Here is a 23,644-nt window from a genome sequence, read left to right on the forward strand (position 1 = left end):
CCTCATTGTTGCGGTGATGCGGGCGATTGAACGCCGGGGGGCGTGAGGCCGACGCCGTCCGGACGCGGCGGGAGGCCAACGAGATCGCGGATTTCGTTCGCCTCCATCCACGGCTTGTGACCGCCGGAGCCGGACGCTTTGGCGAAGAACTCGGCCTGATCCTTCATCGAGCCGCGCAGCAATTCGCGCTCGTCGAAATCGATCGTGTAGCGGCGCTTTTCCTCGCGCGTGAGCAGCGAGCGGCGAATGGCCTGCTCCCAATTGGCGAAGCTCGGCGCGAGGCCGAAGCGCACGAACAGAATGGCGAGCTGCTCGACGCCGGAGCCCCAGGACGTGTCATCCATGCCCATCAGCGGGCGCGGGACGCCGAAGAAGCGGGCGATGTCCTCGACCATGTGACGCGCCGTCTCGATCGTCTGCGCGTCTTTGGCCGTCTGCTGGAAATGCTCGACGCTGATACCTTCATCGAGCACCATGAAGCGGCCACGGTTCTTCGATCCGGCATAGCTCTCGAGCTGCTGCTTCAAATCCTCTTTTGCCGATTTGCTCAGTTTATTCGGATGTTTGAGCGCGCCGCCGGCCGCCATGCCGGTTTTATAGATCGAGAACAGCGACGCCGAAGCCTCGCGCGAGAGGCCGATCGCCTCGGCGGCGAGCGTCAGCATCGAGAGACCGCGCACGCCATCGACCGAAAAGCCGCGAAGATGAAAGACCTCCTCCTGCGGCAGATCGAAGCTGCGATTGCTCTGCGTGAACCGATAGCGCAGGCGGCCGTCGCCTTGAACTTCCACATCGGCGCCGGCCGGGTCGATCGGCAGCAACCCGGCGATGCGCTGCCCCGTGCGGACGATGCGCGCGAAGGCGTCGCCCTGCGACAGGACGCGCATCTCCATCAGCCGCTTGAACTCATAAGCCGTCTGAAAAGCGTTCGGCTCGTGCATGAGCACATCGAAGAGCGGATGATCCTCCGCTTCGCCGGCCACGCCGCCGCCAGCCGACGCTTTGCGCATGAGGCGCAGCGGCAACATGCCGATGGCGCCGGCGCGCAGATCGATGCAACGCACCACGGCCGATGTCTCGTAAGCCGAGATGGAATTGCGGCCCGTGCGAACGAATTCGAGGAACGCCGGATCATCGAGACCGGCGAAGCTCTGCCCGCTCGCGCGCGGCGCCGAGGCCGCCGCGGCGCGGCGACGGCGGCGCGCGCTGCTCAGTCTCGATGCGATGGCGTCTGTCACTGAATGCCAGCCTTAGATGATGAGGCGGTCGGATTCGTAGGCCGAGGTTTTGTCTTCGGCATGCAGCATGGCCGTCAGCGCGTTGACGCTCGCCGCAATGCCGTCGATCTTTTCGGCGCTGTGCTTCTTGGACGGCACGAAGTTCATGTTGCGATCGAAGGCGATGTGCGCGTTCTGCGCCATTTGCCGCAACACCGGCTGGCCGCCATGATCGAAGCGGCCGGCGAGGACCTCGACCTCGAGCATCTTGGTCGGCTCGGCGAGGGTGAGATGGCCCTGGCGGACTTTGAGCATGCGCTCGGCGCCGAAGCCTTCCTCCTGCAGGTCCGAGATCAGCTTGGTTGCGAACATCGGATCATAGCCGATCATCTTCACATCGAAGACCTGCGCATCCTCGAGGATGGCGCGCATCACATAGTTCTGATCGACCATGTCGCCGGGAGTCGGCGTGAGCGCCTGCATTCTCGCCCAGCGGTCATAGGGCAGGCGATCCTCGCGCGAGCGCTGCTCGATCGTCTCTTCCGGGCACCAGAATTTCGCGATGATCTCGAGCTTTCCGCCGGCTTCCTCCGGCGGGAAAATCCAGACGAGGGCGGTGAGGTCCTTGACCGAGGAGAGATCGAGCCCGCCGTAACAGGCGCGGCCGCGCAGCGTTTCGGCGCGGGTTTTCCAAGCCTGCTTGTCGGCGGCGCAAGCATCCCAGCGGGCGACATTCAGCCATCGGATGCTGGCGTCGACCCATTGGTTGAGGTGATAGCGGCGGAAATGGCTTTCGGCGCGCGGGTTGTTGCGGGCCTTCGCATATTCGCCGCGCAGGAAGTCCATCGTCGGCGACAGGCCGAGATTGGGATTGACCTTGCGCCAATTGTCCTCGTCGCGCCAATCGTCGTCATCCTCGAGGCCGAACATCACGACGAGCGAGCGCGGATCGTAAATGCCCTCGCCGGTGTCGGCGCCGGCGTCGGGCGGCTCGATCGGGCCGGCGAGAATGGCGCGCGATTCCTTGTAGAGATCATAGCCGACGACGGCGGTTTTCAGGCCCGCGGTGGAGGCGAACAGCTCGATCGGCTGCAGCTGCGCGGCCATGCCTTGCCGAATCGTGGTGTCGAGATCGCGCGAGTCCCATTCGTGCATCTCGTCGCCGACCGAGACATAGGGCGACATGCCGTGCTTGCCGGCCGCCTTGCCGGTGAGCCGCTCGAAGCGGGCGAGCTTGCGCGCGCACCAGATCGACTTGCCGAAGACGGCGAGCTCGCGCGCGAGGCGCGGCTGTTGCGCGATCATCGCCTTCATTTTGGTGAGGACCGTTCCTGCCTGCTTTTCGTTGAGCGCGAAGCAATAGCCCTGGCCGCCATAGACGGCGTCGATGGCCCAAAACGCGAGAGCGAGGGACGCCAGAAATTCAGACTTTCCGTTCTTCCTGGCGATCCACAGCAGCAAGCGGCGGAAGAGGCGGACATGCGCGATGGTTTTCGCGCCGGTTCGCGGGTCGACGATCTCGGTCGGAATCTTCCACCCGAACAGCAGGCGGACCGTGATCTCCTGCCACAGCGCCAGGCGGAAGGGGACGCCGGCGAAGCGCAGATCGGTGAGGACGAAGATGTCCGGCCACAGGTCCACCATGAAGTCGGCCTTGGCGGCGTCATACCACGTGCCGGGCGTGGCGGCGGCGCGGCGCCAGAAGATGGTCGGCCAATCCCAGCCCTCGGCGGCGCCGCGCGCGATGAACTCGGGGAGGTCGGCCGCCGCCGCGTGAATGAGCGGGGCGGCGCGGAGAGTTTCAGGCACGTCAATGCTGGGTGCAGGGCGGCTCGGCGTCGTGGACGGCGGCGAGGCCGATCAGATCGGTATCCTTGGCGGCGGCCTCGGCGGGCGCTGCGGGGGCGCGCGGGCCGCCGCCATATTGCGACTGCTCGCGCAGCAGGGCGTAGCGCCGCAGCGGCGTGAGGCCGAACTCGGCGGCGGCGTCGAAGATGAACTTGCCGAGGCGCTCTTTGACGAGGACGGCGGGATTGGTGCGGAGCATCTTATTGCCGCCGTGAGTCTTCGCCCAATATTGCGCGCCGTTGACGAGGATGTTGTCGACGGCGGCCATATAGTCGGCGATCGAGAGGCAGAGCACCGCGAAGGTGTAGCGATCGAGCGTCCGCACGATGTTGAGCTGGCGCAGCTCGCCGGCGAGCTCGCGCCAGACGGTGAGGGCCGGCTTCAACCGCTCGTCGAGCAGCATGACGGGCGGCGCGAAAGGGTCGGTGGACTCGGCGGGAGCGGCGGCGATGACGGCGGCGAGACGCTCGGCCTCGAGGCGCGCGCGCTCCGCCTTGGAGAGCCGCTTGCCCGGAGCCCCTTTCGCTGCCTGCATGCCCGGCGTGTCAGGTCGACGGCCCATTGGCTCCACAACAAAAAAAGTTTCCAGAATAACGCGGTATTTTTCGCCGGATTAGGCGACCGGTCGCGGGCGGGACGCGTTGGACTTTTGCCACCCCCCGGGGGTGCGGGCGGGCGCTGGTCAGGGGTGGCGGGCGGCGGCCTCGGCGCGCTGCTTCGCGCGGTTGTGGTGCGGGGCGCATAGGCTCTGCAGGGCGCCGGCCCAGAAGAGCGCGGGGTCGCCGCGGTGGGGCTCGATGTGATCGGCGACGGTCGCCGCCGTCACCCTGCCCTCGGCGGCGCACATGCGGCACAGCGGCTCGTCGGCGAGCTGCGCCTTGGCCCGCGCGCGCCAGCGCCGCAGCCCATACCAGGCCCGCCACGCCAGCCCGTCGCGGCGGCGGCGCTCATAGTCGGCGTCGCTGTCGGGCCGTGCGTCGCCGCGACGGCCCGCGTTGCGCGGGGCTGTGGCCATGTGTGAGAGCGCTCATAGCTTCGCACTTCCCGCCGATGGCGGGTCTCGTCACGCTTGCCCCTCGGACGCCTGCGGCATAGCACCAGGGCTCGCGTCTCCGGCTTTCGTGCGCATGGGCGCCGGAGTGCCATCTCGTTCGGATCGTGTCTCCCGCCCCGTCGGACGCCTCTCGCTCATCGCGCGGCATAGCACCAGGGGATCGAGATAGCTCGACTCGACGGCCAAGCATCCGAATGCGTCGAGTATGACCTTGGCAGTTCCGTCGTCAACCGACCTCACGACGCCTTCGCGCCCGCGCAGCGGCCCCGCATTCACCGTGACGCGCGTTCCGGGAGCGAACACGATCCCGCGCCGATCCTCGATCGCCTTGCCGAACATCAGGAAATTCATCCATTCGTCCGGCACGATCGCCGGCTCGTCGACGCCCGCTCGCTTCAGAAACCCACGCACGCCCGTTTCTGTGGATATCGCGAAGCGACGCCCCGGCGTCAGCTCGCAGTCGAGAAACAGATAGCGCCCGAATCGGGGAACCGATCGACAGCGCCGCCCGCGCATCGGCCCCTCGCGCAAGGTGGTGGTGATCTTCTTCATCGGCCGCCAGATGTTGTAATCGGCCTGCGCCAGCTTGCGGCAGACGTCGAAATCCTGCCCCGGATAGCATTCGATCACATACCAGTTCATCGCATCCCCGCCCGCTCGCCTCGCCCTCCTCGTCTCACGCCGCCGCATCGTCCGGCCCGTCGCGCGCCTCGCCGCCCGAGGGCGGAAAGCGCGAGGGCCGCACATAGCCCTGCCCCAAGGGGAAGCTCCGCAGCTCCCGCCGGCTGTCGACGCCCCGCGCCGCGTCATAGCGTCGCCACGCCGCATGTTGCCGCCGCCCCATCTCGCTGTCCGGATAGATGATCACGCCGCCATAGCGCGCCCGATCGCGCTCATCGCGCTCGGCCTGCGCCTGCTCGACCCGCTCGCGCGCCGCCGCGGCCTCCCGCTCCTGATCGAGAAACCCGGTCCAGTCCCGATCGCCGAGCCAATTTCCCGGATGCTTGCGCCGCTTCCCCTCGGTCGCCGCGAGGTAGCGCGGCGCGAAGCGGATGGCGTGCTCGCGATCCTCCGCCGAGAGCGCGAAGAACGCCGCCCGCGCCTTCCCCGGAGAGGCCGAGGGCTCGAAGGGCCAGAGGTCCTTGAACGCCTTCCAGCGCCCCTCGGCCGCCTGCGCCTCTTCCCGAAGCGAAGCGACCTCCACCTCGCCCCGCGCAGCGGGGGTAGGGGATGGTTGAGTGTTGGTTAATTGTTGGTTCTTTTTGGGGGTCGCACAGTTGCGACCACCCCCTTGCAGATTCCGCAGGGGGTGGTCGCAATCTGCGGGGGGGTGGTCGCAATCTGCTAGGGGCTCTATTCCGGGCTTTTCCGCGCCATCGCCCTCTTCGGCCGCCGCCTCGCCGACGCGCGCCGCGGTCCAGCCGAGGCTCTCGGCGAAGCCGCGCGTCTCATCGTCCATCAGCAGAATGACGACGTCCGAGGAGCGCGAGCCATCATTGCGAAGCCGCGCCACGCGGGCGATCATCCCCGCATCCTGCAGCTCGCCGAGCCGGCGCCGCACCGAATCGACCGACACCTGCATGTCGTCGGCGATCTCGGTGAGCGGATAGAAGCTCTCCCCCTTCCGCCCGGCATAGTTCGCGAGCATGATCAGCAGATATTTCGCGCCCGATGAGGGCGCGCCGATCTTCTTCGCCCAAGTGAGCGCCTCGAGGCTCATCGCGTGCCCCTCAGAAACAGGGACGGCTCCGGCAACGCATGTGTCGCCGCAGGGTTAAGCCAGAGGACCTCGACTCGCTCGCGAGCGCCGTCCGCGAACGCGCGTCGTTCGACGCGCGACCACCCGGCAAGCGAATGGTCATAAAGAGCGCTGGCATATCCGCTGAGAACAACCATTCCGCACAACGATTGCACGGCGCGCAACATCTCGCTGTGATCTTCGATACTCATTTCATGCTCGTAATCTCGCCCGCGGTCTCGCACGCTCGGCAAATATGGAGGGTCGAGATAAAACAGCGTATCCGGCGAATCGTGTTGCGCCATCACGTCGAGCGCTGGACGATTCTCGACGACCACGCCGCGTAGCCGCTCGATGATCGCTGGGAGCGCATCCGGATAATTGCGCCAGTCGCCGGCCGGCGTTGTCGCGCTTCTCTTCGAATTGGCGCGGAAACCAGTCGCGCGCCCATGTGCATTCGACCCGAACCCTTGAAAGCAGATGACGAGCATGCGTCGCGCGAGCTCGACATCGTCGCCATCGCGCGAATGGCACGCGACAAATTCTTCACGCGCAAAGGGCGTCAATTCGAGCGCTCGGACCAACCGAGCCGCTTTCGCCTCGTCGCGCAGAACTCGAAACAGATTTACGACACGTCCGTCGAGGTCATTATAGACCTCGGCATAACAACGCGGCTTTCGAAGCAAGACGCTTCCGCCGCCACCGAAAGGCTCGACGTAACTGCGGTGCTGCGGAAAGTTCGATATGATCCACGGCGCAAGCAACCATTTGCCGCCGTGCCAGCGCACGAGAGGACGCGTCATCTCGCCGGCGCGACTTTCGAGACATTTCACGATCACGACTCGCCGCCCCCCTCATCCGCGCAGCGCAGCCACGCCGCATAATCCGCCTCGAGCGCGCGCCAGCGTCCGCGCGCGCCCTCGTCGCGATCGAAATCCTTGCGGCTCGCCACGCCGCAGCGCCGGCGCAGCTCGGCCGCTGCGCCATCCGCATCGGCGGCGCCCAGAAAGCGCTGAAAGCCGCCCTCGGCGCAGCGCATCGCCGCGCGCCGCGCGATCGGAAACTCGCAAGGCTTGCCGCGCTCGGCCGCCGGCGCGGCGTCCACAGAAGGCGCAGCAACAGCCGCCGGCGCGCGCGCCACGGCCGCCCGCACATCGCCCTCATGGGCCTTCAGCCAGCGCAGCGAGGCCAGGGCCTGCGCCAGCACATCGCCCGCATATTCGCGCTCCACCGCCCGCGCCGGCGCGCGCTCGCGCCCGGTGACGATGCGCCACGCGGCCTCGACAGCGCGTATCTGCTCGGCGAGCGAGATTTTCCGCACCTGCTCGCTCATGAACCGGCCTCATTGCCCCAGGCGTCCCAGCCCTTCCGCGCCGGCCCGCGCCGGTTCAATTCGATCTTCGGCAGCGACGGGAAATAGATTTCGATCAGCTCGGCGAAGACATCGGGCTTGGCCGAATGCTCGGCGACCGGCGCCTCGATCGCGCTCGGCAATTGCAGCCCCATAGCCGGCGCCGGCACATCGCCGCGCACGCCGAGCAGCAGCAATTCATGCTTGGCGCGCCACCAATAGCCGGTGCCGATGCGATCCTTGACCCACACGCAATGCGATTTGTATTCGAACCCCCAGGCGACGAGCGTCGCCAGCCCCTCGCGCAGCATCGGCGCCGTCGCCCACAGGAACAGCGCGCAATCCGGCGCGGCGATCGAGGCGACGTCGCGCGCGAGGATCGTCGAAAGATCGGAGGTCGGATAATGATTGTCCGGCGCGCGATCCATGCCGCTCTCGCGCGACCACGGCTCGAAACGCCATTCCGGGTCCGCATAGACGACGCCATAGCGTCGATCCGGAAGCGCCCGTTGCGCCGCGCCGAGCTCGGCCTCGCGCCGCGCCCGCGCCTCTTTCTTCGCGGCCTGGCGCTCCGCATGTGTGGCGATGAGCGCGCGCCGCGCCTCGCCGATCGTCGCGGCGAGCTTTGCGCCGAACTCTTGCTCGCCGAGCCGCGCGACCTGTTGCCACGCCGCCGATTCCTTCTTCGACACGCCGAGCTCGGCCAGAGTTTTCACGGTTCCGTCGCGGGACCGTGATTTTCGATCACCGCCCGCGCCCGCATCGCGCTCGCCGCTCTCGGCCATGGTGATCAGCAGCTCGCCGGCGCGCCGTTCGGCGAGCAGGCTCAATTCGAGCGCGCGCGCCATCAGCTCGCCATCCTTCGCCTCGCGCGCATAGGCCTCGAACGCCTTGGCGCTATCGCGAATCCTGCGCGCCTGATCGATGCGGCAGGCCTCGGCGAGCGCCGCGCGCGCCGCGTCGAAATGAGCGAGCGCGGTCATCGCGCCCCCCATCGCAGCCGATGAAACTCGTCGAGGAACTCGCGCTCCGCCCGCCGCGGCGACATGCCGGTGATGATCACGCCGAGCGGCTCGGCGTCCGTCGCCCATGGCTGCGGCGGCGTCTCCATCAGCTGCAGCCGCTCATCGGTCAGAATGCGATGGTCGAGATCGCGCACCAGCCCCGACAGGCCATGCGATAGGCCGAAGCGCGCCGCAATCGCCGCCTGCACGCGCGCTTCCATCACCGCATAGAGCGGCAGCATTATCTTCAACGGTCGCGGCACATCGACGAGATAGGCCTCGGACGCATCGTGCAGCAAAGCGCACAAAGCGAGGTCGGCCGCATCCTTCGGCGCCATGTCCGGCGAGGCAGCGGCATAGCGCGCGAGCAGCAGGCTATGCTCGGCGACGCTGTAGAAGAAGCGCGAGTGACCGCCATAGCGACAAAGATGCGCCAGCGCATGCGCGATATCGTCGATCGCGACATCCTGCGGCCGCGGATCGAGCGGGTAGAACGCCCGCCCGGTATATGTCTGCATCCACTCGCCCCGCTCGCTCACGCCTGCCTCCCCTCGATTTTCTTCAGCCGCGATTGGATCGAGCCGACCGGGCGCTGCATGAGCGCGGCGATCTTTCGCGCGCCGATCGGATGCGAATAGGTTTCGCCCTTGCGCGGCGCCGCGCTCGGATGCTCGGCGTGCAGCGCCAGCAGGCGCGCATCTTCCTCGGGCGTGAATTTTCGCCGGGCCGGCGCTTTTTGGCCGAGATGCCGCAAGCGCGCGCTCACCGAGCTCGGCTGGCGTTCCATGATCGCGGCAATGTCGACGACGCCGCCCCGGCCCTTGCCGCCGGGAAACTGCTTGCGCAGCGCCAGCAGCCGCGCATCCTCTTCCGCCGTGAACCGTCGCGTCATCACTGCAACTCCCGAAAATGCGCCGTGCAGGCGAAGACGAGCCGCCCGCCCGGCCGGTTCAAAAATCCGAACGCGGTCCCCGTCAACGCCTTGCAGCGAAAGCATTTGTGCGCCTGCGGGGATTTGAGATCGGCGACACCAAAGCGCGCCACGATCTCGTCGCGCGTCATCGCGATGTCAGTTTTTCCGCCCTCTTTCGAGGGCGCAAATCTGAACATCGCGCCGGCCGATGCGCCGCCGAAGAGGTCAGCCATCGTCTTCGCCTTGCCCCTGCATCGTCGGGACCTCGACGCAGCCGCTATTGACCCGGCGCGTGGCGACGACCGCCAATGATCTGAGAATCACGGACGCGGCATGTGTGAGGTCTTGCTCATCATTGTCCGACATGCTGTCCGACCCGCGCGACTTGAAGCAGAAGCGATATGCATCCTGTGGCAGCACACGCGAATCCGCCGCGATCAAGCCGCAGCAGACAAACGTCTCCGGCTCGAAATCGAGCGTGGCGAGCTGCTCTTCCGTCACATTTTCGGGGACGGATTCGATCGAATCGAAGCCGACGCAGTCGGTCCGGCCTCTCCAACATTTTTCCGTCGTCATCAGGGGCATGTCGTTTCCTTTCGTTTGGTGAAATTGACGCGCGCAGTCACTCATCGCCGCGCTCGGCCGCGCCGCCGAGCGGCGTGTCGAAAAAATCGCCGATGGCTTCGACATAGAGCGCGAGCAGCGCGTCCTCTCGCTCCCGCTCGGTCTTGTCCTTGCGGCGAAGCGCGATAATCTTGCGGATGATCTTCGGATCGAAGCCGTGCGCCTTCGCCTCGCCGAAGACATCCTTGATGTCGTCGCCGATCGCGCCCTTCTCTTCCGCGAGCCGCTCGATGCGCTCGACGAAGCCGCGCAGCGCCGCGCCATCGACAGTCAGGAGCGCGGCCATAGCGGTTGCCCATTGACGTCGGTCACGACGTAAGACGCGGGGCCTACCGGCCCGCTGGCGACTGCCGAAACAATCCGCCTTTCGATCTCGCGTTGCCGAATCCGGTCGAGATATCGACGCGCAAATTCGCAGTCCGCCCCCGTCTCGACTCGCCACCCTTCCGGCGGCGCGGGCCATGTGAAGCTGCGCCCCCACAGACCGCTCACGCCGACCTTGTTTGCATTTTGTGCAAACAACTCGCCGCGCGCGCGCCGCTCGCAGCGCTGCACCAGTCCATCGCAGCCATTCGCCAGAGCGACGCCGAATGTGCAGACGGCATAGGCTCCGGCGGAAATGCAGTCGCGCAAATGCGACGCGGCGAGCGCCGCGCGCAGCCAGAATTTTCGCATATGTCTCTCTCGCAATGCGAGGAAACGCGGGCTACCGACGCAACGCTTGCATTTCGTCCTCGAGCTTCTTCACGCCCGCGAGATAACGCGCGCGGCGCTCGGCGAGCGCCGCCTCGAGCAAGGACTCGGGCGCGTCGCCGATCACGAAGACGAGGAACTCGGCGCCATAGGCGCGAATGAGATGGATCAGCGCATAGAAGTCCGGCGCGGCGTCGCCGGCGAGCCATTTGCGCACGCGCGCCGTCGAGATCGCCCCGCCCGTGCGCGCCTCGACCGCCTCGGCGGGCTTCGCCGGATGCGCCCGGCGCAGAAATTCGCAGGCGCGCTCCCGCGCCGCCCCGTCCAGCGCGCGCGAAAAGCGTCGCGCGTTCGACGAATAGTTTCCACTTTTCGACGAATCTCTTCTCACCGTTTCCCCCGATGCTGTTGGCAACGGAGAAACGGACGAGACGAGAGGATAGCCGTCGGGAAAGCGCATCTCATTCACCCTGCGACGCCGCGGCGGCGGGCCAACGCCGCCGCGGCCGAACTGAAATCACGACACGACGCGGAACGAACGCCTTACGCAAAGAGCCCCGAGGCCGAAGCCTCGGGGAGTTTTGGGAGGAAACGCCCAGGAGGGACGTAGCCGCTAACGCCGGCCAGTCGCGACGCGCGGACCGGGCCCCGCGCGAAGAGGAGCGCCGAAGCGCGAAAGACGATGCGGCCGCTCATCACTCGCCGCTCCCGCGCTTGACCGCCGAATGGGGAACATGGCCGCCGGCGACATTCGCCAGCGCCTCGGCGAGGCCGAGCGCGTTCTCGCGCGGCAACGCCAGCACGATCGTCTCCGACTCGCCGCCGCGCCAAACGGACAGCTCGACGGAGACGGCCCGGGAGATCGGATGCAGCAGCCGGTCGACCGCCACGGCCTCGCTACGTAGGGGCTCGCAAGGTGCGGTCATGCTTCGGCCTCGGTCGGAAAAGGGGAGGCGGCGGCGGCGCGAATGGCGGCGACCACCTGCTCGGGCGTCATGCCGGCGCGAAACGCCCCGCTCGCCACGCCGGCCTCGAGCTGATCGAGCAGCCGCCCGATCGCGCCCGATTCGGACGCGCCGCCCTCGATGCGCGCGATATTTCCCTGCGTAACGCCGAGAAACTCGGCGATGCGGGCCTGAGACCAATCGAGCTGAGAGCGAAGGCGCTTGGTGCGGGACATGAGGCGACAATATGAAACTCATTATTCATGGTCAATTAGTTTCTCATCATCCTTTTCGGCATGATGATTAAATGATCGACGAGCCCAACGAGCGCCTTCGCCAAGCCCGCATCGCGGCCGGCTATCCCTCGGCCACGGCCGCGGCCGAGGCCATGGGCGCGAACAAGACGACCTATATCAGCCACGAAAACGGGCACGCCGGCCTCAGCCGCGCCGGCAAGCGCTATGCGGCGTTTTTTCGGGTCTCGCTCGATTGGCTCTTGACCGGCAAAAGCCCGATGAAGGGCGACGCCATGGCGATTCCGGTCACCGGCTATGTGCTTGCCGGCCGTGTGGAGCTCGACGCCGCTGACCAGAACAATATCCCGGACGCCGTCTATCTGCCGCTGGAGCGACGGCTGGCCGCCCTGATCATCCGGGGCGATTCGCAATATCCGCGCTTCTGCGACGGCGAGTTCATTCTCTATGATCCAGAGCCTTTGACGCCTCGGCAGCTCATCGGACAATTGGCGATCGTGCAGGCGCTCGACGGACGTTGCATGTTGAAAATTATCGATGAAGGTCCGCAGATAGACACTTGGACGCTCAAATCTCACAACGCGCCGGACGAAAAGGGCGTCAAGCTGCTCTCGGCTTGGCGCTATCTGGGTGCCTTGCCGCCTGTCTGACGGCCGCGCCGCTCGCTATCGGCTCCGATTCGGCGAGGGCGAAAAGCGCTCGCAGCGGTTGGGCGCGACTCGCCTTCCGTCATGCGCAGCACTGTCCGGCGACCGGACGGCGCTCCGGCCCCTGCCCCGGCTGGATCATCGATCATATCGAGCCGCTCTGCGCCGGCGGCGCGGACGCGCCGGCCAATATGCAGTGGCAGACGCGGGAGGAGGCTCGTCTCAAAGATCGCGACGAGCGCGCAACATGCCGCGCTATACGCCGGCAGGGGGCGGCCGAACGCCATGCGCAGCCTGAATAGCCGCCTCGATCGCCGTGCGTAACCGCTGGAGATAATCCTTATCTTGGGAGGCGAGCGCGACACGTTCCGCTCCCGAGGTGGCGATGCACAGCTCGAACACTTCGTTCGAACGCGCGAGATGGCGCGCGAAGCTCGCCACGACGAGGCCGAGCACGAGCGCGACGCCGGCCGGCCCGATCGTTTCCCGCACCTCATGCGCGTGAACCGCCGGCGCCGTCCCGGAGAAATATTGCACCCCCTCGACGACGACGACCAGCGCGGCCAGCGCGCCGAAAGCGAGCAAGGGCAAGGCGATAAGCCACAGAATCACGATGGCGCAACCATGTCGCGCGGGAGCCTGGCGGACCGATAGCGAGCTGATCGCCGCCGTCGGATAGGAAACGCCGTCGAGCGTGGCGATGGCCGCCGTGATGATCGCCCGCTCATCCGAAAAAATCAGTTGATTAGTCATCAAATTACCCGCGTTGCGCCGCGACAGCGCGAACTTAGCAGAATGGATAATGAGAAACTAATTGACGGCTGCAATTAGTTTCATATTATTCCTCGTCAGCGCAGCTCGCGCCTTGCGAGGGACCTCATGTCCAGACCTCCAACCTCCCCCGACAACGCCACCATCCTCTTCCACGCCGCCGCCGCGACCGCCGATCCCGCCGACGAGCCGCGTCTCCTCGAGGAGATCATCCGCGACGGCCTGCCCTGGCGCGAGGCGCTGCGGCTGCTGCCGCGCATCGCGGCGACGGCGCGGGCCATGCGCGCCGCCGGCCTCGGCGCGGCGCTCGCCGCCGGCGCTCCCCTGCCCGCCGCGGCGATGGCCATTCCGCCCGCTCTGCCCGACGCGCTGGGCGGCGCGCCGATCGCCGACGCCGCCGCCGCGACGCTTGTCTTCATCGCCATGCTCGATCTCGCCGCCGCCTGCGGCGCGCTGGTGCTGGCGCTGATCGCCGATCGCATCGAAAGGGGAAGCCGATGACCGCCATCGACGCCAAGCCCCGCCTCGCCGCCACGATCGCGCGCGGCCGAGAGCGCGAAACCTCGCATGAGCGCCGCGCGGTCCCGCCGATCGAGGCGGTGACGATCACGCGCACCAGCGCGCATTACCAGGGCACGGGAAATACACCGACCATGGTCACGATCTCCCTGCCCCGCGTCCGCTTTCTGGAGAGGCCCGAGCGATGAGCACGATCCGCGACGCTGAAGTCTATTTGAGCGACATCGTCGCTCTATCGCCACTCAATCCGCGCCAGGACATGGAGAGCGACGTGTCGACGCTCGCCGCCACCATCCGCGCGCGCGGGCTGTTGCATCCGATATTGGTCACCAAGCTCTACGATGCGATCGACGCCTATCAGGTCCTCGCCGGCGGCCGCCGCTGGCGCGCGCTGCGCTCGCTCGATTTGCACGATGAACATGTGAAGGTCCGCATCTTCGACGGCACAGAGGCCGAAGCGCGCGAGGCGGCGCTCGCGGAATCGGTGACGCAGGTCCCGCTGCATCCGGTCGACGAGTTCGAGGCCTTTTCGGCGCTGGAGCGGGACGGCTTCGACATCGCCACCATCGCCCGCGATTTCGCGCTCGACGAGAAGCGCGTGCGCCAGCGCCTGGCGCTCGGCCGCCTCTCGCCGCGCGTGCGCGATATGTGGCGAACCGGCGAGGTCAATCGCGACATCGCCACCGCCTTCGCCGCCGGATCGACCGCCCGGCAAGAGGAATATCTCGACGAGCACACGCGCGGCGGCGGCTTCTCTTTGTCCGCCTATATCGTCAAGCGCGCGATGCGCCAGGACGTCATCGCCGACACCGATGCGCTGGCGAAGTTCATCCTCGGCGACGAGGCGCGACGCACCGCCTATGTGCTCGCCGGCGGGCGCGTGGAGGAGAACGACCTCTTCGACGAGCAGGTGCTCTTGCTCGACGGCGCCATCGCCCGCCGCACCGCCGATGCGCTGCTGCTCGCCGAGGCCGAGCGCGTGGCTGAGGCCGAAGGCTGGGGCCGCGCGTCGATCACGAATGTCGTCGACGACGAGGACCCCGAAGACATCACGCCGGATTACACCAAGGCCGAGCAGAAGAAGCTCCTGGACATCGATCTTCCCGACGCGGAGCGCGAGGAGATCGAGACGAAGGCGCTGTTGCGAGCCATTCCGAAGCGCGAGCGCGCCACGCTCGGCGTGACGGCCGATTACGACAACACCGGCGCGCTGGTGATCACCCGCGCCGTGCCGGCCTCGCCGCCGAAAGAGGAGCGCGCGCCGCCGCCGCCAGCCAACAAGAGCGCCGCCAAGCCCGCGACGCCGCGCGAGCCGCGCGAGCCGGAGCCCGAGGCGCCGCCGCTGCCGCCGCCCGCCGGCGGCAAGGAGGCCGAGGAAATTCTCGCGGCCGCGATCGGTGGCGCGCTCACCGCGGCGACGGCCCGCAGCCTCAATCTGGCGCTGGCGCTCACTGTCGCGACGCTCGGCTGCTCACATGGACATTTCGGCGTCACGCTCACTTCCGAGACCTTGTTCTATGAGACGCGCTCGGAGCTGCTCGCGCGCTTCCATCATATGCGCTTCGAGACGGCGCTCGCTATTGTCTCGGAAGCGCCGCTCGCTGATCTCACCACCGCCTTCGCCGAGCTGATCGGCCACACGATAGCCCCTGAGGAGATCACGCTCACCAAGGCGCGCGCTCTCGTCGCGCTCGCCGAGCGCCATGTGTCGCTTCGCGCCGATGTCGCCGCGACACTCGACTACAAGGCGCTATTCGAGGCCTCCCCGCGCGAGGAGGCCGAGGAGGCCATTCGCGCGCTGGAGGGCGAGGCCGCCGCCGCGGAGGCGCGCAAGCTGCGCAAGCCGAAGCTGATCGAGCGCGCGGCGCTGCTCGCCAAGGACCGCGGCTGGCTGCCCGAGACGCTGACGGCGCTGCTCGCCGCCGCGCCGCAAGACACGCGCACCACCGCCGAGGCGATGGTGGAGGCGATCGAACGCGACGAGGAGAGAGGCGATGCGCTGGAGCCGGCCGAAGGTGGACCCGATGACGAGCCTGCTGCTGAAGCGCCTGGCGCGGACGCTGCGGGCGCGGCGCCCGGCGGAGCAAGTGACGCGGCTGGGGCAGATGCTGCGGGCGCGGCGGAAGCCGATGCGAAGCGAAAAGCATGGCTCGCTGATCTGCAATTCCTCGGCGCCGAGAGCAATCACTCGCATTTCGCTGCCTTCCTGCGGGACCATGTCTCACCGGCGCGCGGCCGTCATGTCGGCGTCGACGCGCTCGCCGATGCCTTCGAGCAATGGCGCGCCGATCGCAGCCTCAAGAAAGTGCCGAAGCCCGCGCAAGCGGCGCTGATGAACAGCCTCGGCATAGAGCGGAAGAAGATCGACGGCGTCATGAGCTGGCAGGGCCTCGCGCTCGAGGCGGATGACGCAACGGCCCAGGCGGCGGAGTGAGAGACGATGACCGATCTGCCCCTCATCGCCGACCCGCCCTTTCATCGGCCGATCCAGTCGCATGAGCTGCCGCTGATCCTCGAAACTGACTCGGAGCCTGCGACGCTCGACGACGTGAGCTTTCCGGGCTGGACGCCGTCGTTCTACGCCATTGCGAGCAATGTCGGCCGAGTGGCTCGCTGGGGCTGGACCCTCGGCGATTTCGGCATGGATTGGTGCTGGCTCGATGACGCCGAGACCGTGAAGGCGTGCGCCCTCCATTACCTGCCCAACGGAACCCGCATCGCCTTTTTCGCCGACCGGGAGAGCGCCGCCGCCTTCGCGACGATGATCGCTCAGAGCCTCGACTGGTCAGACGACAGCATTGCGGCGATGAGCGCGCAACAGCAGCGCGTCAAAACGATCATGCGCAAGAATTTCGTGGACGTGTCTCGCACCGAATGGCGCATCTGGCGGCTGAAATCCGCCGCGCCGAGAGTGAGGGCGCATGGCTGAAACGGTTTCCAACCACAAGGATCGATCATGACAGAGACGAGCGCATTGCAATTCCTCGGCTATGTGAAGGCCGGCGACGTCGATATGCCGACCAACGATATCGACGCCCTTTGCGAAGGCGACGACGATGTCGTCGAGCTGGTCCCGATCTTTCGCGAGGCCTCGAAATTCGCCGCCGTGCATTTCGCCCCCGACGACATCGACCACGCCATCGAGCGCCGCAAGCTGTTCGAGACCCGAGCCGAGGCCGACGCTTTTGTCGCCGAGAGCCTTCAGCCCGGCTGCGCCGAGGAGGGTCGCCCGGATGACTGATCCATCTACTTCGATCGGAACGCCAGAGGCGCAACGGATGCAGAAGCGCATTCGGCGCGCCATGGCGGACTTCGCCATCGCGCGCCACGGGGGCGATGATCTGACGACGATCTCCGCGCTCATGACAGAATCGCTCGGCTCGCTTTTCGAGCTGATCAACACCCTGGGGTTTGCGCCGACAGAAGAGCAATTCGTGCAAATAGCAATAGAAACAGCGCGCATAGTCGCGCGAGGCGAGCATTACCTCGGCGTGTCGAGCGAGGTCGGCTCCTCATGATCTTGCTCGATGACCGAACTCGCAGGAGCGACATATGAAACTCACACTCGAACCGACCGATCGCCTCGAAACATTCGAGGGCGCGCCGTGCCGTATCTGGACCGGGCTCACAGACAGCGGCGTCGAAGTGGTCGCCTTCGTGCGGTCCATCTCGCCGCAGACGCATGACGAGGAAAAGCTCTCGGTCTTCGACCGAGAACTGAAAGCCTTGCCGCCCATTCGCCGGGAATGGGTTTCCTTCGATTATCGAATGGTTGCCGATTGATGGGGGCGACGATGACGCATTGTGGGTTCGACCTGTCGAGTCAACATGACATGCATTGCTGGATCATATTCGATCACCGACAGCGATGGATTATCCGAAAGCACGGGGATATCCTCGCAACGACTTGCGAGGATGGCCCGGCGCTTATCAATCTTTCATGCGTCGATTGGGAGACCTACACTTTCGTCGCATTGGAAATGCTACGGCGCGCTTTTCCAGATTGCTCCCTCACATATGAGAACTCGCTTGCCGCTCTCAATGCCGGCGAGACGCTGGACGCCAATGACCTATGACCGCCGCGCCATCATGCGCAAAGCGTGGTCGCTGCATCGCCGCGGCCTGGACTTCCCCACCGCGCTCCGCTTCGCCTGGGCCCAGGCGCGCGCCGCGCGGCGCGGCATGGCCGCGTAAGGAGACCTCATGAACGCGCTCCTCCTCTCCGCCGACGCCGCGGCCGAGCTGCTCGGCGTGTCCGAGCGCCAGTTGCGCGACCTGATTCGCGACGGGATAATCCCTCACGTCAATGTCGGGCGCGGCGAGCGCACATGCTATCGCCTGCGCCCGGCCGATCTCGAGGCGTTCATTTCGCAGCGGACCAGCACGACATGCAAAAAATCCAAAAAATCAAAGGGCTCTACCGGCGCGCCGAAGCGGGCGAATGGCTCTACGACTTTCAATTTCGAGGTCATCGATTTTGTGGCTCTACGGGAGCAACAGCTCGCCGAGAGGCAGAAAAATGGCTCACGGCCTACCGGCGGCAAAAAGAGGCCGAAGTCGCGGAAAGTTCCGGCGACGCCCCCATGAGCTTCGCGGTCGCCTGCGCCAGATGGTGGGGCGAGAAGGGCCAGCACCGCAAAGACGCCCCGGACATCAAGCGGTTCCTGGCGTGGCTCGAGGCCGAGATCGGCCATAAGACCATGCTTCCGGCGATCGACAATAATCTCGTCGCCCGCCTCGTCGCCACCCGCCGCGCCGAGGGCGTCGCGACGGCGACAGTCAATCGCTCGGTCACCGAGCCCTTGCGCGCGATCCTCACCCGCGCGGCCTTTTGGGGCCAGGCCGTCGCCCGGGTCGACTGGGGCGAGCACAAGCTCGCCGAGGCGCAGGAGCGCGTGCGCGAGCTGACGGCGGCCGAGGAGGCGCGCCTGTTCGCGGCGCTGCGGCCGGATTTCCACCCGATCGCCCGCTTTCTGATCATCACCGGCCTGCGCCGGGCCGAGGCCTGCCGCCTCGCCTGGAGCGATGTCGACCTGGACGGCGCGCGCATGGTGGTGCGTGGCAAGGGCGGGACGGTCGACACGCTGCCGCTCCCCGACGCGGCTATCGCCATTCTGCGGGCCGAGAGCGGCCGCCATGCGGAGCTCGTCTTCACCTATCAGGTGCGGCACCGCTGGGGCGGCAAGATCGGCGCGCGCGTGCCGATCGAGCCCGACACGCTGGGCACAGCCTTTTGGCGCGCCCGCCGCGCCGCCAAGCTGACGGACCTTCGCCTCCACGATCTGCGCCACACGGCGGCGACGCGCCTGGTGCGCGCCACCGGCAATCTCGCCGCCGCGCAAAAGGCCCTGCGCCATCGCCGCATCACCACGACGATGCGCTACGCCCATGTGACCGAGGACGATCTGCGCGCGGCGCTGAACAAGGCCGCGCCGGTCGCGACGCCGGTCGCCCCGCAAACCGAAAGTCCCGCAGAAATCCCGCAGGCCTCCCCCGACAAGGCGAGAAAAGCTAAGAATAACAAGTCTATGTGAGATGTTTGCGCCGCGGCTTGGGAAGCTGTCGTTCTACCACTGAACTACGCCCGCGCTCCGCCGGAAACGCGTGGGTTTTATAGGTTTTTTCCTCGGCCGGGGCAAGGAGGCGCGCAGCGCGGATCGGCGGATGAACGCATTTTTCCGATATATTCCCAACTCTCGACACGAAGCCGCGCCCGGCTTGACAGATCCGCGCCCGTGCTCGTCAATCGTCGGCGTGACGCCTGCCCGAATCGACCCCCTTGCGAGCCCATGAAGACCGTCGGCCTGTTCGCCGGGATCGGCGGCCTCGAGCTCGGGCTGGCGCGCGCCGGGCATGAGTGTCTGCTCGTCGCGGAGAATTGGCCGCTCGCCGCCGGCGTGCTGGCGGCGCGCTTTCCCGGGCTTCCCAATGCCGGCGACATCGCCTCGCTGCGGCGCCTGCCCGGCGGAACGGAGCTCGTCGCCGCCGGCTTTCCGTGCCAGGATTTGAGCCAGGCCGGCCGCACCGCCGGCATAGAGGGGCTAAAATCCGGCCTCGTCGCCCATGTCTTTCGCCTGCTCGACGCCGGCCGCGCCCCCTTCGTGCTCTTGGAGAACGTCTCCTTCATGCTGCGGCTCGACGGCGGCCGGGCCATGGCGCGGCTCGTCGCCGCCTTCGAGGAGCGCGGCTATCTCTGGGCCTATCGCGTCGTCGACACGCTCGCCTTTCTGCCGCAGCGCCGCCAACGCGTGCTGTTCCTCGCCTCTCTCGCGGGCGATCCTGCCGATGTGCTGCTCGTCGACGAGGGGGCGCCGGCGCTGCGCCGCGCCGCGCTCGGCGCCCTCGCCCACGGATTTTACTGGACGGAAGGGGTGCGCGGCCTCGGCTGGGCGCCCGACGCCGTGCCGACCTTGAAGAATGGCTCGACGCTCGGCATCGCCTCGCCGCCGGCCATTCTGCTGCCCGGCGGCGGAGTCGTCACCCCGGATATTCGCGACGCCGAGCGGCTGCAAGGCTTTCCCGCCGATTGGACCGCGCCGGCCGAGGCGCTCGCCCGCGCCTCCTGGCGCTGGTCGCTCATCGGCAATGCGGTGAGCGTCCCCGTCGCGCAATGGGCGGGCGGGCGCCTCGCCGCCCCCGGCCGCTATGATCGCGCCCGCGACGGCGGGACGCTCGCGGCCGGCGCGCGCTGGCCGCGCGCGGCGCGCTTCGACGGCGGCGAGCGGCGCGCCGTCGCCCTCTCCGATTTCCCGCTGTGGGAGCCGCGGGACCCGCTGCACCTCTTTCTCGACCATCCCGGCAAGCCGCTCTCGGCGCGCGCCAGCGCCGGCTTCCTCGCGCGCACGGAGCGGGCGCGGCTTCGCTTCGAGCCCGGCTTTCGCGAGGCGGTGGCGGCGCATCTTTCCGCGATGCGGGCGCTGGAGCGGCGATGAAGACGCCGAAGGCCGGCGACCCCGCCCGCTCGGCGCTGATGAAGCGCGTGCGCCAGTCCCGCACCGGGGCCGAGGAGGCGGTGGCGCTCGGCCTTCGGCGCGCCGGGCTCTTCTATCGGCGCAATTGCAAGGCGCTGCCCGGGACGCCGGACTTCGCCAATCGGAAGCGCAAATGGGCGATCTTCGTGAACGGCTGCTTCTGGCATCATCACAAGCCCTGCCCGCGCGGGACGATTCCCAAGCAGAACCGCGCCTTCTGGCTCGAGAAATTCGCCGCCAACCGCGCCCGCGACGCGCGCAAGGCGTGGGCCCTGCGGGCGCAGGGCTTCCATGTCGCATTGATCTGGGAATGCGAGGCCTTCGACCTCCCGCGGCTCGAGGGCCGGCTCGCGCGGTTGCAACGGAGAGCCGGCCGGGCCGACGAAGAGTAGGATCGCAGCGCCCGGACCGCGGCCGCGCTTCTGGCAAAGCGGCCGGCAAATTGCTACAAGCCGGCGACGGCCCGTCTATATACCCCTGCGGCCCCAAGAGAATCAGAGACAGGTCGACCCCCATGCGCAGCGCCAGCATCGAGCGCAACACCAAAGAGACGAAGATTTCCGTCGCCGTCGACCTCGACGGCGCGGGGCGGTCCGACATCGCCACGGGCATCGGCTTCTTCGACCATATGCTCGATCAGATCGCCCGCCACGCGCCGCTCGACCTCTCCGTCGCGGCCGAGGGCGACCTGCATATCGACGGGCACCATACGGTGGAGGACGTCGGCATCGCGCTCGGCCAGGCGGTGGACAGGGCGCTCGGCGACCGCAAGGGCATCGCCCGCTATGGCGACGCTCATGTGCCGCTGGACGAGGCGCTGGCCCGCGTCGTGGTCGATATCTCGGGGCGGCCCTTCCTCGTCTATGACGTCGCCTTTCCCTCGGCCAAGATCGGCGCGTTCGACACCGAGCTCACGCGCGAGTTCTTCCAGGCTTTCGCGACCAATGCGCGCATCGGGCTGCATGTCGAGTCACTGCGCGGGGTCAATTCGCATCATATAGCCGAGTGCTGCTTCAAGGGCTTCGCCCGGGCGCTCGGCAAGGCGGCGGCGCTCGATCCGCGCCGCGGCGGCGTCGTTCCCTCGACCAAGGGCACGCTCACCGACTGATCGAGGAGAGGCGGGCCGATGGCCGTCTATACCGTGCATATCCCGCAGGGGCGTTGGGGCGAGAGGCCGACGCCCGAGCGCATCGTCTTTCTGCGCGACGGATTTTCTCTCGCCGCCTTCGCGCTCGGGCCGCTGTGGCTGCTGTGGCGCCGCGCCTGGCTCCCGGCCGCGCTGTGGACCGTCCTGCTCGTCGCCATCGGCGCGCTGGCGGCGGCGGGGCTCTCGCCCGAGGCGGCGTCCGCGCTCGAGATCGCGCTCGGCGTCCTGCTCGGCCTCGAGGGCTCGCGTCTCGTCGCCTGGTCGCTGGCGCGCCGGGGCTTTTCCGAGAGCGCGGTGATCGTCGCGGAAAGCCTGAGCGAGGCCGAGGAGGCGTTTTTCGGCTCGCTCCAGCCGAGCGGCGTGAGCGCGGGAGGCTCGGCGGCGGGCGGCGCCGCGGCGACGCGCCCGGCGATCGGCGGATTGTTCGAGGAGTTGCGGCCGTGACGACGGCGATCATCGATTATGGCTCGGGCAATCTGCATTCGGCGCTGAAGGCCTTCGAGCGGGCGGCTCGCGAGAGCGGCTCCGCGACAAAGATTTGCGTGACCGACGATCCGGAGATCGTGCGCCGGGCCGAGCGCATCTGCCTGCCCGGCGTCGGCGCCTTCCGCGATTGCCGCGCCGGCCTCGCCGCCCGCCCGGGGCTGGACGAGGCGCTGCGCGAGGCGGCGATCGAGCGCGGACGGCCCTTTCTCGGCATATGCGTCGGCATGCAGCTGATGGCGACGCGCGGCCTCGAGCATGGCGAGACATCGGGCCTCGACTGGATCGCCGGCGATGTGGCGGCGATCGAGCCGAAGGACGCGAGCCTCAAAATTCCGCATATGGGCTGGAACACGCTGGAGCTGGCGCGACCGCATGCGCTGCTCGAAGGCATCGCTGCCGGCGCGAACGGGCTCCACGCCTATTTCGTGCATTCCTACCAATTCCTGCCGACCTCTCGCGCGCATGTCGTCGCGACGACGGACTACGGCGACGCGCTGACCGCGGTCGTCGCCCGCGACAATCTCGTCGGCACACAGTTCCATCCCGAGAAGAGCCAGACCCTCGGCCTCGCTCTGATCGGCAATTTTCTGAGGTGGCGTCCGTGATTCTGTTTCCCGCGATCGACCTGAAGGAAGGTCAATGCGTGCGTCTCGTCGAGGGCGAGATGTCCTCCGCGACGGTGTTCAACGAGGATCCGGCGGCGCAGGCCGCCGCCTTCGAGGCCCAAGGCTTCGACTATCTGCATGTGGTCGATCTCGACGGAGCCTTCGCCGGCGCGCCGATGAACGCGCTCGCGGTCGAGTCGATTCTGGCGACGATCAAGATCCCCGTGCAGCTCGGCGGCGGCATTCGCGAGATGCGCACCATCGCGCGCTGGCTGGAGAAAGGCGTCTCGCGCATCATCATCGGCACGGCGGCGGTGCGCGATCCGGCGCTGGTGCGCGAGGCGGCGCGGCTCTATCCCGGCCGCATCGCCGTCGGCGTCGACGCCAAGGATGGATTCGTCGCGGTGGAAGGCTGGGCGCGCCGCACCCATGTCTCGGCGCAGGATTTGGGCCGCAGCTTCGAGGACGCCGGCGTCTCGGCTATCGTCTACACCGATATTGCGCGCGACGGCGTGCTGAAGGGGCTGAACATGGAGGCGACGCTGGCGCTCGCCGACGCGCTGACGATTCCGGTGATCGCCTCGGGCGGCCTCGCCTCGCTCGCCGATATCGAGCGCCTGCTGCAGCCCGACTGCAAGAAGCTCGCAGGCGCGATCACCGGCCGCGCGCTCTATGACGGGCGGCTCGACCCGGCCGAAGCGCTGGCGCTGATCCGCGCGGCGAAGGAGGCGGTGTGAGGCCGGACCAGAGACTCTATCGCCTTGTGCGGAGAAGCAGCGCGCTGGAGCCGCTGATCAAGCTCGTGGCGATAACTACTCCGACTGCTCTCCTTGCAGCCTACGCGTTGCACGACCAAGT

General features: G+C 67.4%; 36 protein-coding genes. 17 read left to right on the forward strand and 19 right to left on the reverse strand.

What is annotated here, in order from left to right; translation table 11 throughout:
- Positions 1-2: 2 nt before the first annotated feature.
- The 18 genes from CQW49_RS07450 to CQW49_RS07530 all read right to left on the reverse strand — a co-directional run bounded on the left by CQW49_RS07450 (position 3) and on the right by CQW49_RS07530 (position 11,622).
- Positions 3-1,238, reverse strand: coding sequence for a phage portal protein (locus tag CQW49_RS07450; RefSeq protein WP_003612628.1), 1,236 nt, complete (start codon positions 1,236-1,238; stop codon positions 3-5).
- A 12-nt stretch (positions 1,239-1,250) separates the two neighbouring features.
- Positions 1,251-3,026, reverse strand: coding sequence for a terminase large subunit (locus CQW49_RS07455; RefSeq protein ID WP_003612626.1), 1,776 nt, complete (start codon positions 3,024-3,026; stop codon positions 1,251-1,253).
- A 1-nt stretch (position 3,027) separates the two neighbouring features.
- Positions 3,028-3,627, reverse strand: a complete 600-nt coding sequence (locus CQW49_RS07460; RefSeq protein ID WP_003612624.1) for a P27 family phage terminase small subunit — start codon at positions 3,625-3,627, stop codon at positions 3,028-3,030.
- 120 nt (positions 3,628-3,747) lie between these two features.
- A complete protein-coding gene (locus CQW49_RS07465; RefSeq protein ID WP_003612620.1) occupies positions 3,748-4,080 on the reverse strand; it encodes a hypothetical protein in 333 nt (110 codons plus the stop codon).
- Between the two features lie 48 nt (positions 4,081-4,128).
- Positions 4,129-4,761: a transcription termination/antitermination protein NusG gene (nusG, locus tag CQW49_RS07470; protein WP_003612618.1), complete on the reverse strand. Its 633-nt coding sequence runs from the start codon at positions 4,759-4,761 to the stop codon at positions 4,129-4,131.
- A 34-nt stretch (positions 4,762-4,795) separates the two neighbouring features.
- Positions 4,796-5,839, reverse strand: coding sequence for a helix-turn-helix domain-containing protein (locus tag CQW49_RS24450; RefSeq protein WP_003612616.1), 1,044 nt, complete (start codon positions 5,837-5,839; stop codon positions 4,796-4,798).
- On the reverse strand, positions 5,836-6,690 hold the full coding sequence (locus CQW49_RS07475; RefSeq protein WP_244441327.1) for a DNA adenine methylase: 855 nt from the start codon (positions 6,688-6,690) through the stop codon (positions 5,836-5,838). The genes CQW49_RS24450 and CQW49_RS07475 overlap by 4 nt, the downstream gene beginning before the upstream one ends.
- 2 nt (positions 6,691-6,692) lie before the next feature.
- On the reverse strand, positions 6,693-7,190 hold the full coding sequence (locus tag CQW49_RS07480; RefSeq protein WP_003612614.1) for a hypothetical protein: 498 nt from the start codon (positions 7,188-7,190) through the stop codon (positions 6,693-6,695).
- On the reverse strand, positions 7,187-8,191 hold the full coding sequence (locus tag CQW49_RS07485; protein ID WP_003612612.1) for an MT-A70 family methyltransferase: 1,005 nt from the start codon (positions 8,189-8,191) through the stop codon (positions 7,187-7,189). The genes CQW49_RS07480 and CQW49_RS07485 overlap by 4 nt, the downstream gene beginning before the upstream one ends.
- Entirely contained in the window at positions 8,188-8,751 is a 564-nt protein-coding gene (locus CQW49_RS07490) for a hypothetical protein (protein WP_003612609.1), read from the reverse strand. Before CQW49_RS07490 ends, CQW49_RS07485 begins: the two co-directional genes overlap by 4 nt.
- Entirely contained in the window at positions 8,748-9,104 is a 357-nt protein-coding gene (locus CQW49_RS07495) for an SANT/Myb-like DNA-binding domain-containing protein (protein WP_003612608.1), read from the reverse strand. The genes CQW49_RS07490 and CQW49_RS07495 overlap by 4 nt, the downstream gene beginning before the upstream one ends.
- A complete protein-coding gene (locus tag CQW49_RS07500) occupies positions 9,104-9,358 on the reverse strand; it encodes a hypothetical protein (protein WP_003612607.1) in 255 nt (84 codons plus the stop codon). Before CQW49_RS07500 ends, CQW49_RS07495 begins: the two co-directional genes overlap by 1 nt.
- Complete coding sequence (locus CQW49_RS07505; protein ID WP_003612606.1) at positions 9,351-9,710, reverse strand: hypothetical protein; 360 nt, start codon at positions 9,708-9,710, stop codon at positions 9,351-9,353. Before CQW49_RS07505 ends, CQW49_RS07500 begins: the two co-directional genes overlap by 8 nt.
- Positions 9,711-9,747: 37 nt before the next feature.
- On the reverse strand, positions 9,748-10,035 hold the full coding sequence (locus CQW49_RS07510) for a DUF2312 domain-containing protein (RefSeq protein WP_003612604.1): 288 nt from the start codon (positions 10,033-10,035) through the stop codon (positions 9,748-9,750).
- Complete coding sequence (locus CQW49_RS07515; protein ID WP_003612602.1) at positions 10,020-10,424, reverse strand: hypothetical protein; 405 nt, start codon at positions 10,422-10,424, stop codon at positions 10,020-10,022. Before CQW49_RS07515 ends, CQW49_RS07510 begins: the two co-directional genes overlap by 16 nt.
- Positions 10,425-10,455: 31 nt before the next feature.
- Entirely contained in the window at positions 10,456-10,833 is a 378-nt protein-coding gene (locus CQW49_RS07520; RefSeq protein WP_155931297.1) for a hypothetical protein, read from the reverse strand.
- 304 nt (positions 10,834-11,137) lie between these two features.
- The gene (locus CQW49_RS07525; protein ID WP_003612599.1) at positions 11,138-11,368 is read right to left on the reverse strand and encodes a hypothetical protein; all 231 of its coding nucleotides are present in this window, start codon (positions 11,366-11,368) and stop codon (positions 11,138-11,140) included.
- Entirely contained in the window at positions 11,365-11,622 is a 258-nt protein-coding gene (locus tag CQW49_RS07530) for a helix-turn-helix domain-containing protein (RefSeq protein WP_003612598.1), read from the reverse strand. The genes CQW49_RS07525 and CQW49_RS07530 overlap by 4 nt, the downstream gene beginning before the upstream one ends.
- Before the next feature lie 71 nt (positions 11,623-11,693).
- On the opposite strand from CQW49_RS07530, the gene CQW49_RS07535 reads away from it, so the two are divergent.
- Positions 11,694-12,290 (forward strand): S24 family peptidase, encoded by a 597-nt coding sequence (locus CQW49_RS07535; protein WP_003612597.1) that lies wholly within the window; start codon positions 11,694-11,696, stop codon positions 12,288-12,290.
- Between the two features lie 252 nt (positions 12,291-12,542).
- Here CQW49_RS07535 and CQW49_RS07545 read toward each other — a convergent pair whose 3' ends face one another.
- Positions 12,543-13,040 (reverse strand): DUF6232 family protein, encoded by a 498-nt coding sequence (locus CQW49_RS07545; protein ID WP_003612596.1) that lies wholly within the window; start codon positions 13,038-13,040, stop codon positions 12,543-12,545.
- A 126-nt stretch (positions 13,041-13,166) separates the two neighbouring features.
- Here CQW49_RS07545 and CQW49_RS07550 point away from each other — a divergent pair, with 126 nt between their 5' ends.
- The 16 genes from CQW49_RS07550 to hisA all read left to right on the forward strand — a co-directional run bounded on the left by CQW49_RS07550 (position 13,167) and on the right by hisA (position 23,523).
- Positions 13,167-13,559 carry a hypothetical protein gene (locus tag CQW49_RS07550; protein WP_024749889.1) on the forward strand — a complete coding sequence of 131 codons (393 nt, stop codon included), beginning with the start codon at positions 13,167-13,169 and terminating at the stop codon, positions 13,557-13,559.
- Positions 13,556-13,765 carry a hypothetical protein gene (locus CQW49_RS07555; protein ID WP_003615834.1) on the forward strand — a complete coding sequence of 70 codons (210 nt, stop codon included), beginning with the start codon at positions 13,556-13,558 and terminating at the stop codon, positions 13,763-13,765. Before CQW49_RS07550 ends, CQW49_RS07555 begins: the two co-directional genes overlap by 4 nt.
- On the forward strand, positions 13,762-16,011 hold the full coding sequence (locus tag CQW49_RS07560) for a ParB/RepB/Spo0J family partition protein (RefSeq protein WP_003615833.1): 2,250 nt from the start codon (positions 13,762-13,764) through the stop codon (positions 16,009-16,011). Before CQW49_RS07555 ends, CQW49_RS07560 begins: the two co-directional genes overlap by 4 nt.
- Before the next feature lie 6 nt (positions 16,012-16,017).
- Positions 16,018-16,506: a hypothetical protein gene (locus tag CQW49_RS07565; protein ID WP_003615831.1), complete on the forward strand. Its 489-nt coding sequence runs from the start codon at positions 16,018-16,020 to the stop codon at positions 16,504-16,506.
- A 27-nt stretch (positions 16,507-16,533) separates the two neighbouring features.
- Positions 16,534-16,818, forward strand: coding sequence for a hypothetical protein (locus CQW49_RS07570; protein ID WP_003615830.1), 285 nt, complete (start codon positions 16,534-16,536; stop codon positions 16,816-16,818).
- Entirely contained in the window at positions 16,811-17,095 is a 285-nt protein-coding gene (locus CQW49_RS07575) for a hypothetical protein (RefSeq protein ID WP_155931296.1), read from the forward strand. The genes CQW49_RS07570 and CQW49_RS07575 overlap by 8 nt, the downstream gene beginning before the upstream one ends.
- Positions 17,096-17,129: 34 nt before the next feature.
- Positions 17,130-17,360, forward strand: coding sequence for a hypothetical protein (locus CQW49_RS07580; protein ID WP_003615826.1), 231 nt, complete (start codon positions 17,130-17,132; stop codon positions 17,358-17,360).
- A gap of 282 nt (positions 17,361-17,642) precedes the next feature.
- Positions 17,643-17,771, forward strand: a complete 129-nt coding sequence (locus CQW49_RS26050; RefSeq protein ID WP_003615822.1) for a hypothetical protein — start codon at positions 17,643-17,645, stop codon at positions 17,769-17,771.
- A gap of 57 nt (positions 17,772-17,828) precedes the next feature.
- The gene (locus tag CQW49_RS07590) at positions 17,829-18,164 is read left to right on the forward strand and encodes a helix-turn-helix domain-containing protein (protein ID WP_157926074.1); all 336 of its coding nucleotides are present in this window, start codon (positions 17,829-17,831) and stop codon (positions 18,162-18,164) included.
- Entirely contained in the window at positions 18,161-19,111 is a 951-nt protein-coding gene (locus tag CQW49_RS07595; RefSeq protein ID WP_003615818.1) for a tyrosine-type recombinase/integrase, read from the forward strand. The genes CQW49_RS07590 and CQW49_RS07595 overlap by 4 nt, the downstream gene beginning before the upstream one ends.
- 255 nt (positions 19,112-19,366) lie before the next feature.
- Positions 19,367-20,509, forward strand: coding sequence for a DNA cytosine methyltransferase (locus CQW49_RS07600; protein ID WP_024749888.1), 1,143 nt, complete (start codon positions 19,367-19,369; stop codon positions 20,507-20,509).
- Entirely contained in the window at positions 20,506-20,940 is a 435-nt protein-coding gene (locus CQW49_RS07605; RefSeq protein ID WP_003611145.1) for a very short patch repair endonuclease, read from the forward strand. The genes CQW49_RS07600 and CQW49_RS07605 overlap by 4 nt, the downstream gene beginning before the upstream one ends.
- 122 nt (positions 20,941-21,062) lie before the next feature.
- A complete protein-coding gene (gene hisB / locus CQW49_RS07610; RefSeq protein WP_003611144.1) occupies positions 21,063-21,656 on the forward strand; it encodes an imidazoleglycerol-phosphate dehydratase HisB in 594 nt (197 codons plus the stop codon).
- Between the two features lie 18 nt (positions 21,657-21,674).
- Positions 21,675-22,139: a DUF2628 domain-containing protein gene (locus CQW49_RS07615; RefSeq protein ID WP_003611141.1), complete on the forward strand. Its 465-nt coding sequence runs from the start codon at positions 21,675-21,677 to the stop codon at positions 22,137-22,139.
- The gene (hisH, locus tag CQW49_RS07620; protein ID WP_003611140.1) at positions 22,136-22,786 is read left to right on the forward strand and encodes an imidazole glycerol phosphate synthase subunit HisH; all 651 of its coding nucleotides are present in this window, start codon (positions 22,136-22,138) and stop codon (positions 22,784-22,786) included. The genes CQW49_RS07615 and hisH overlap by 4 nt, the downstream gene beginning before the upstream one ends.
- A complete protein-coding gene (hisA, locus tag CQW49_RS07625; RefSeq protein WP_024749887.1) occupies positions 22,774-23,523 on the forward strand; it encodes a 1-(5-phosphoribosyl)-5-[(5-phosphoribosylamino)methylideneamino]imidazole-4-carboxamide isomerase in 750 nt (249 codons plus the stop codon). The genes hisH and hisA overlap by 13 nt, the downstream gene beginning before the upstream one ends.
- Positions 23,524-23,644: the final 121 nt, after the last annotated feature.

Origin of the sequence: Methylosinus trichosporium OB3b, assembly GCF_002752655.1 — a bacterium.
Lineage (GTDB): Bacteria > Pseudomonadota > Alphaproteobacteria > Rhizobiales > Beijerinckiaceae > Methylosinus > Methylosinus trichosporium.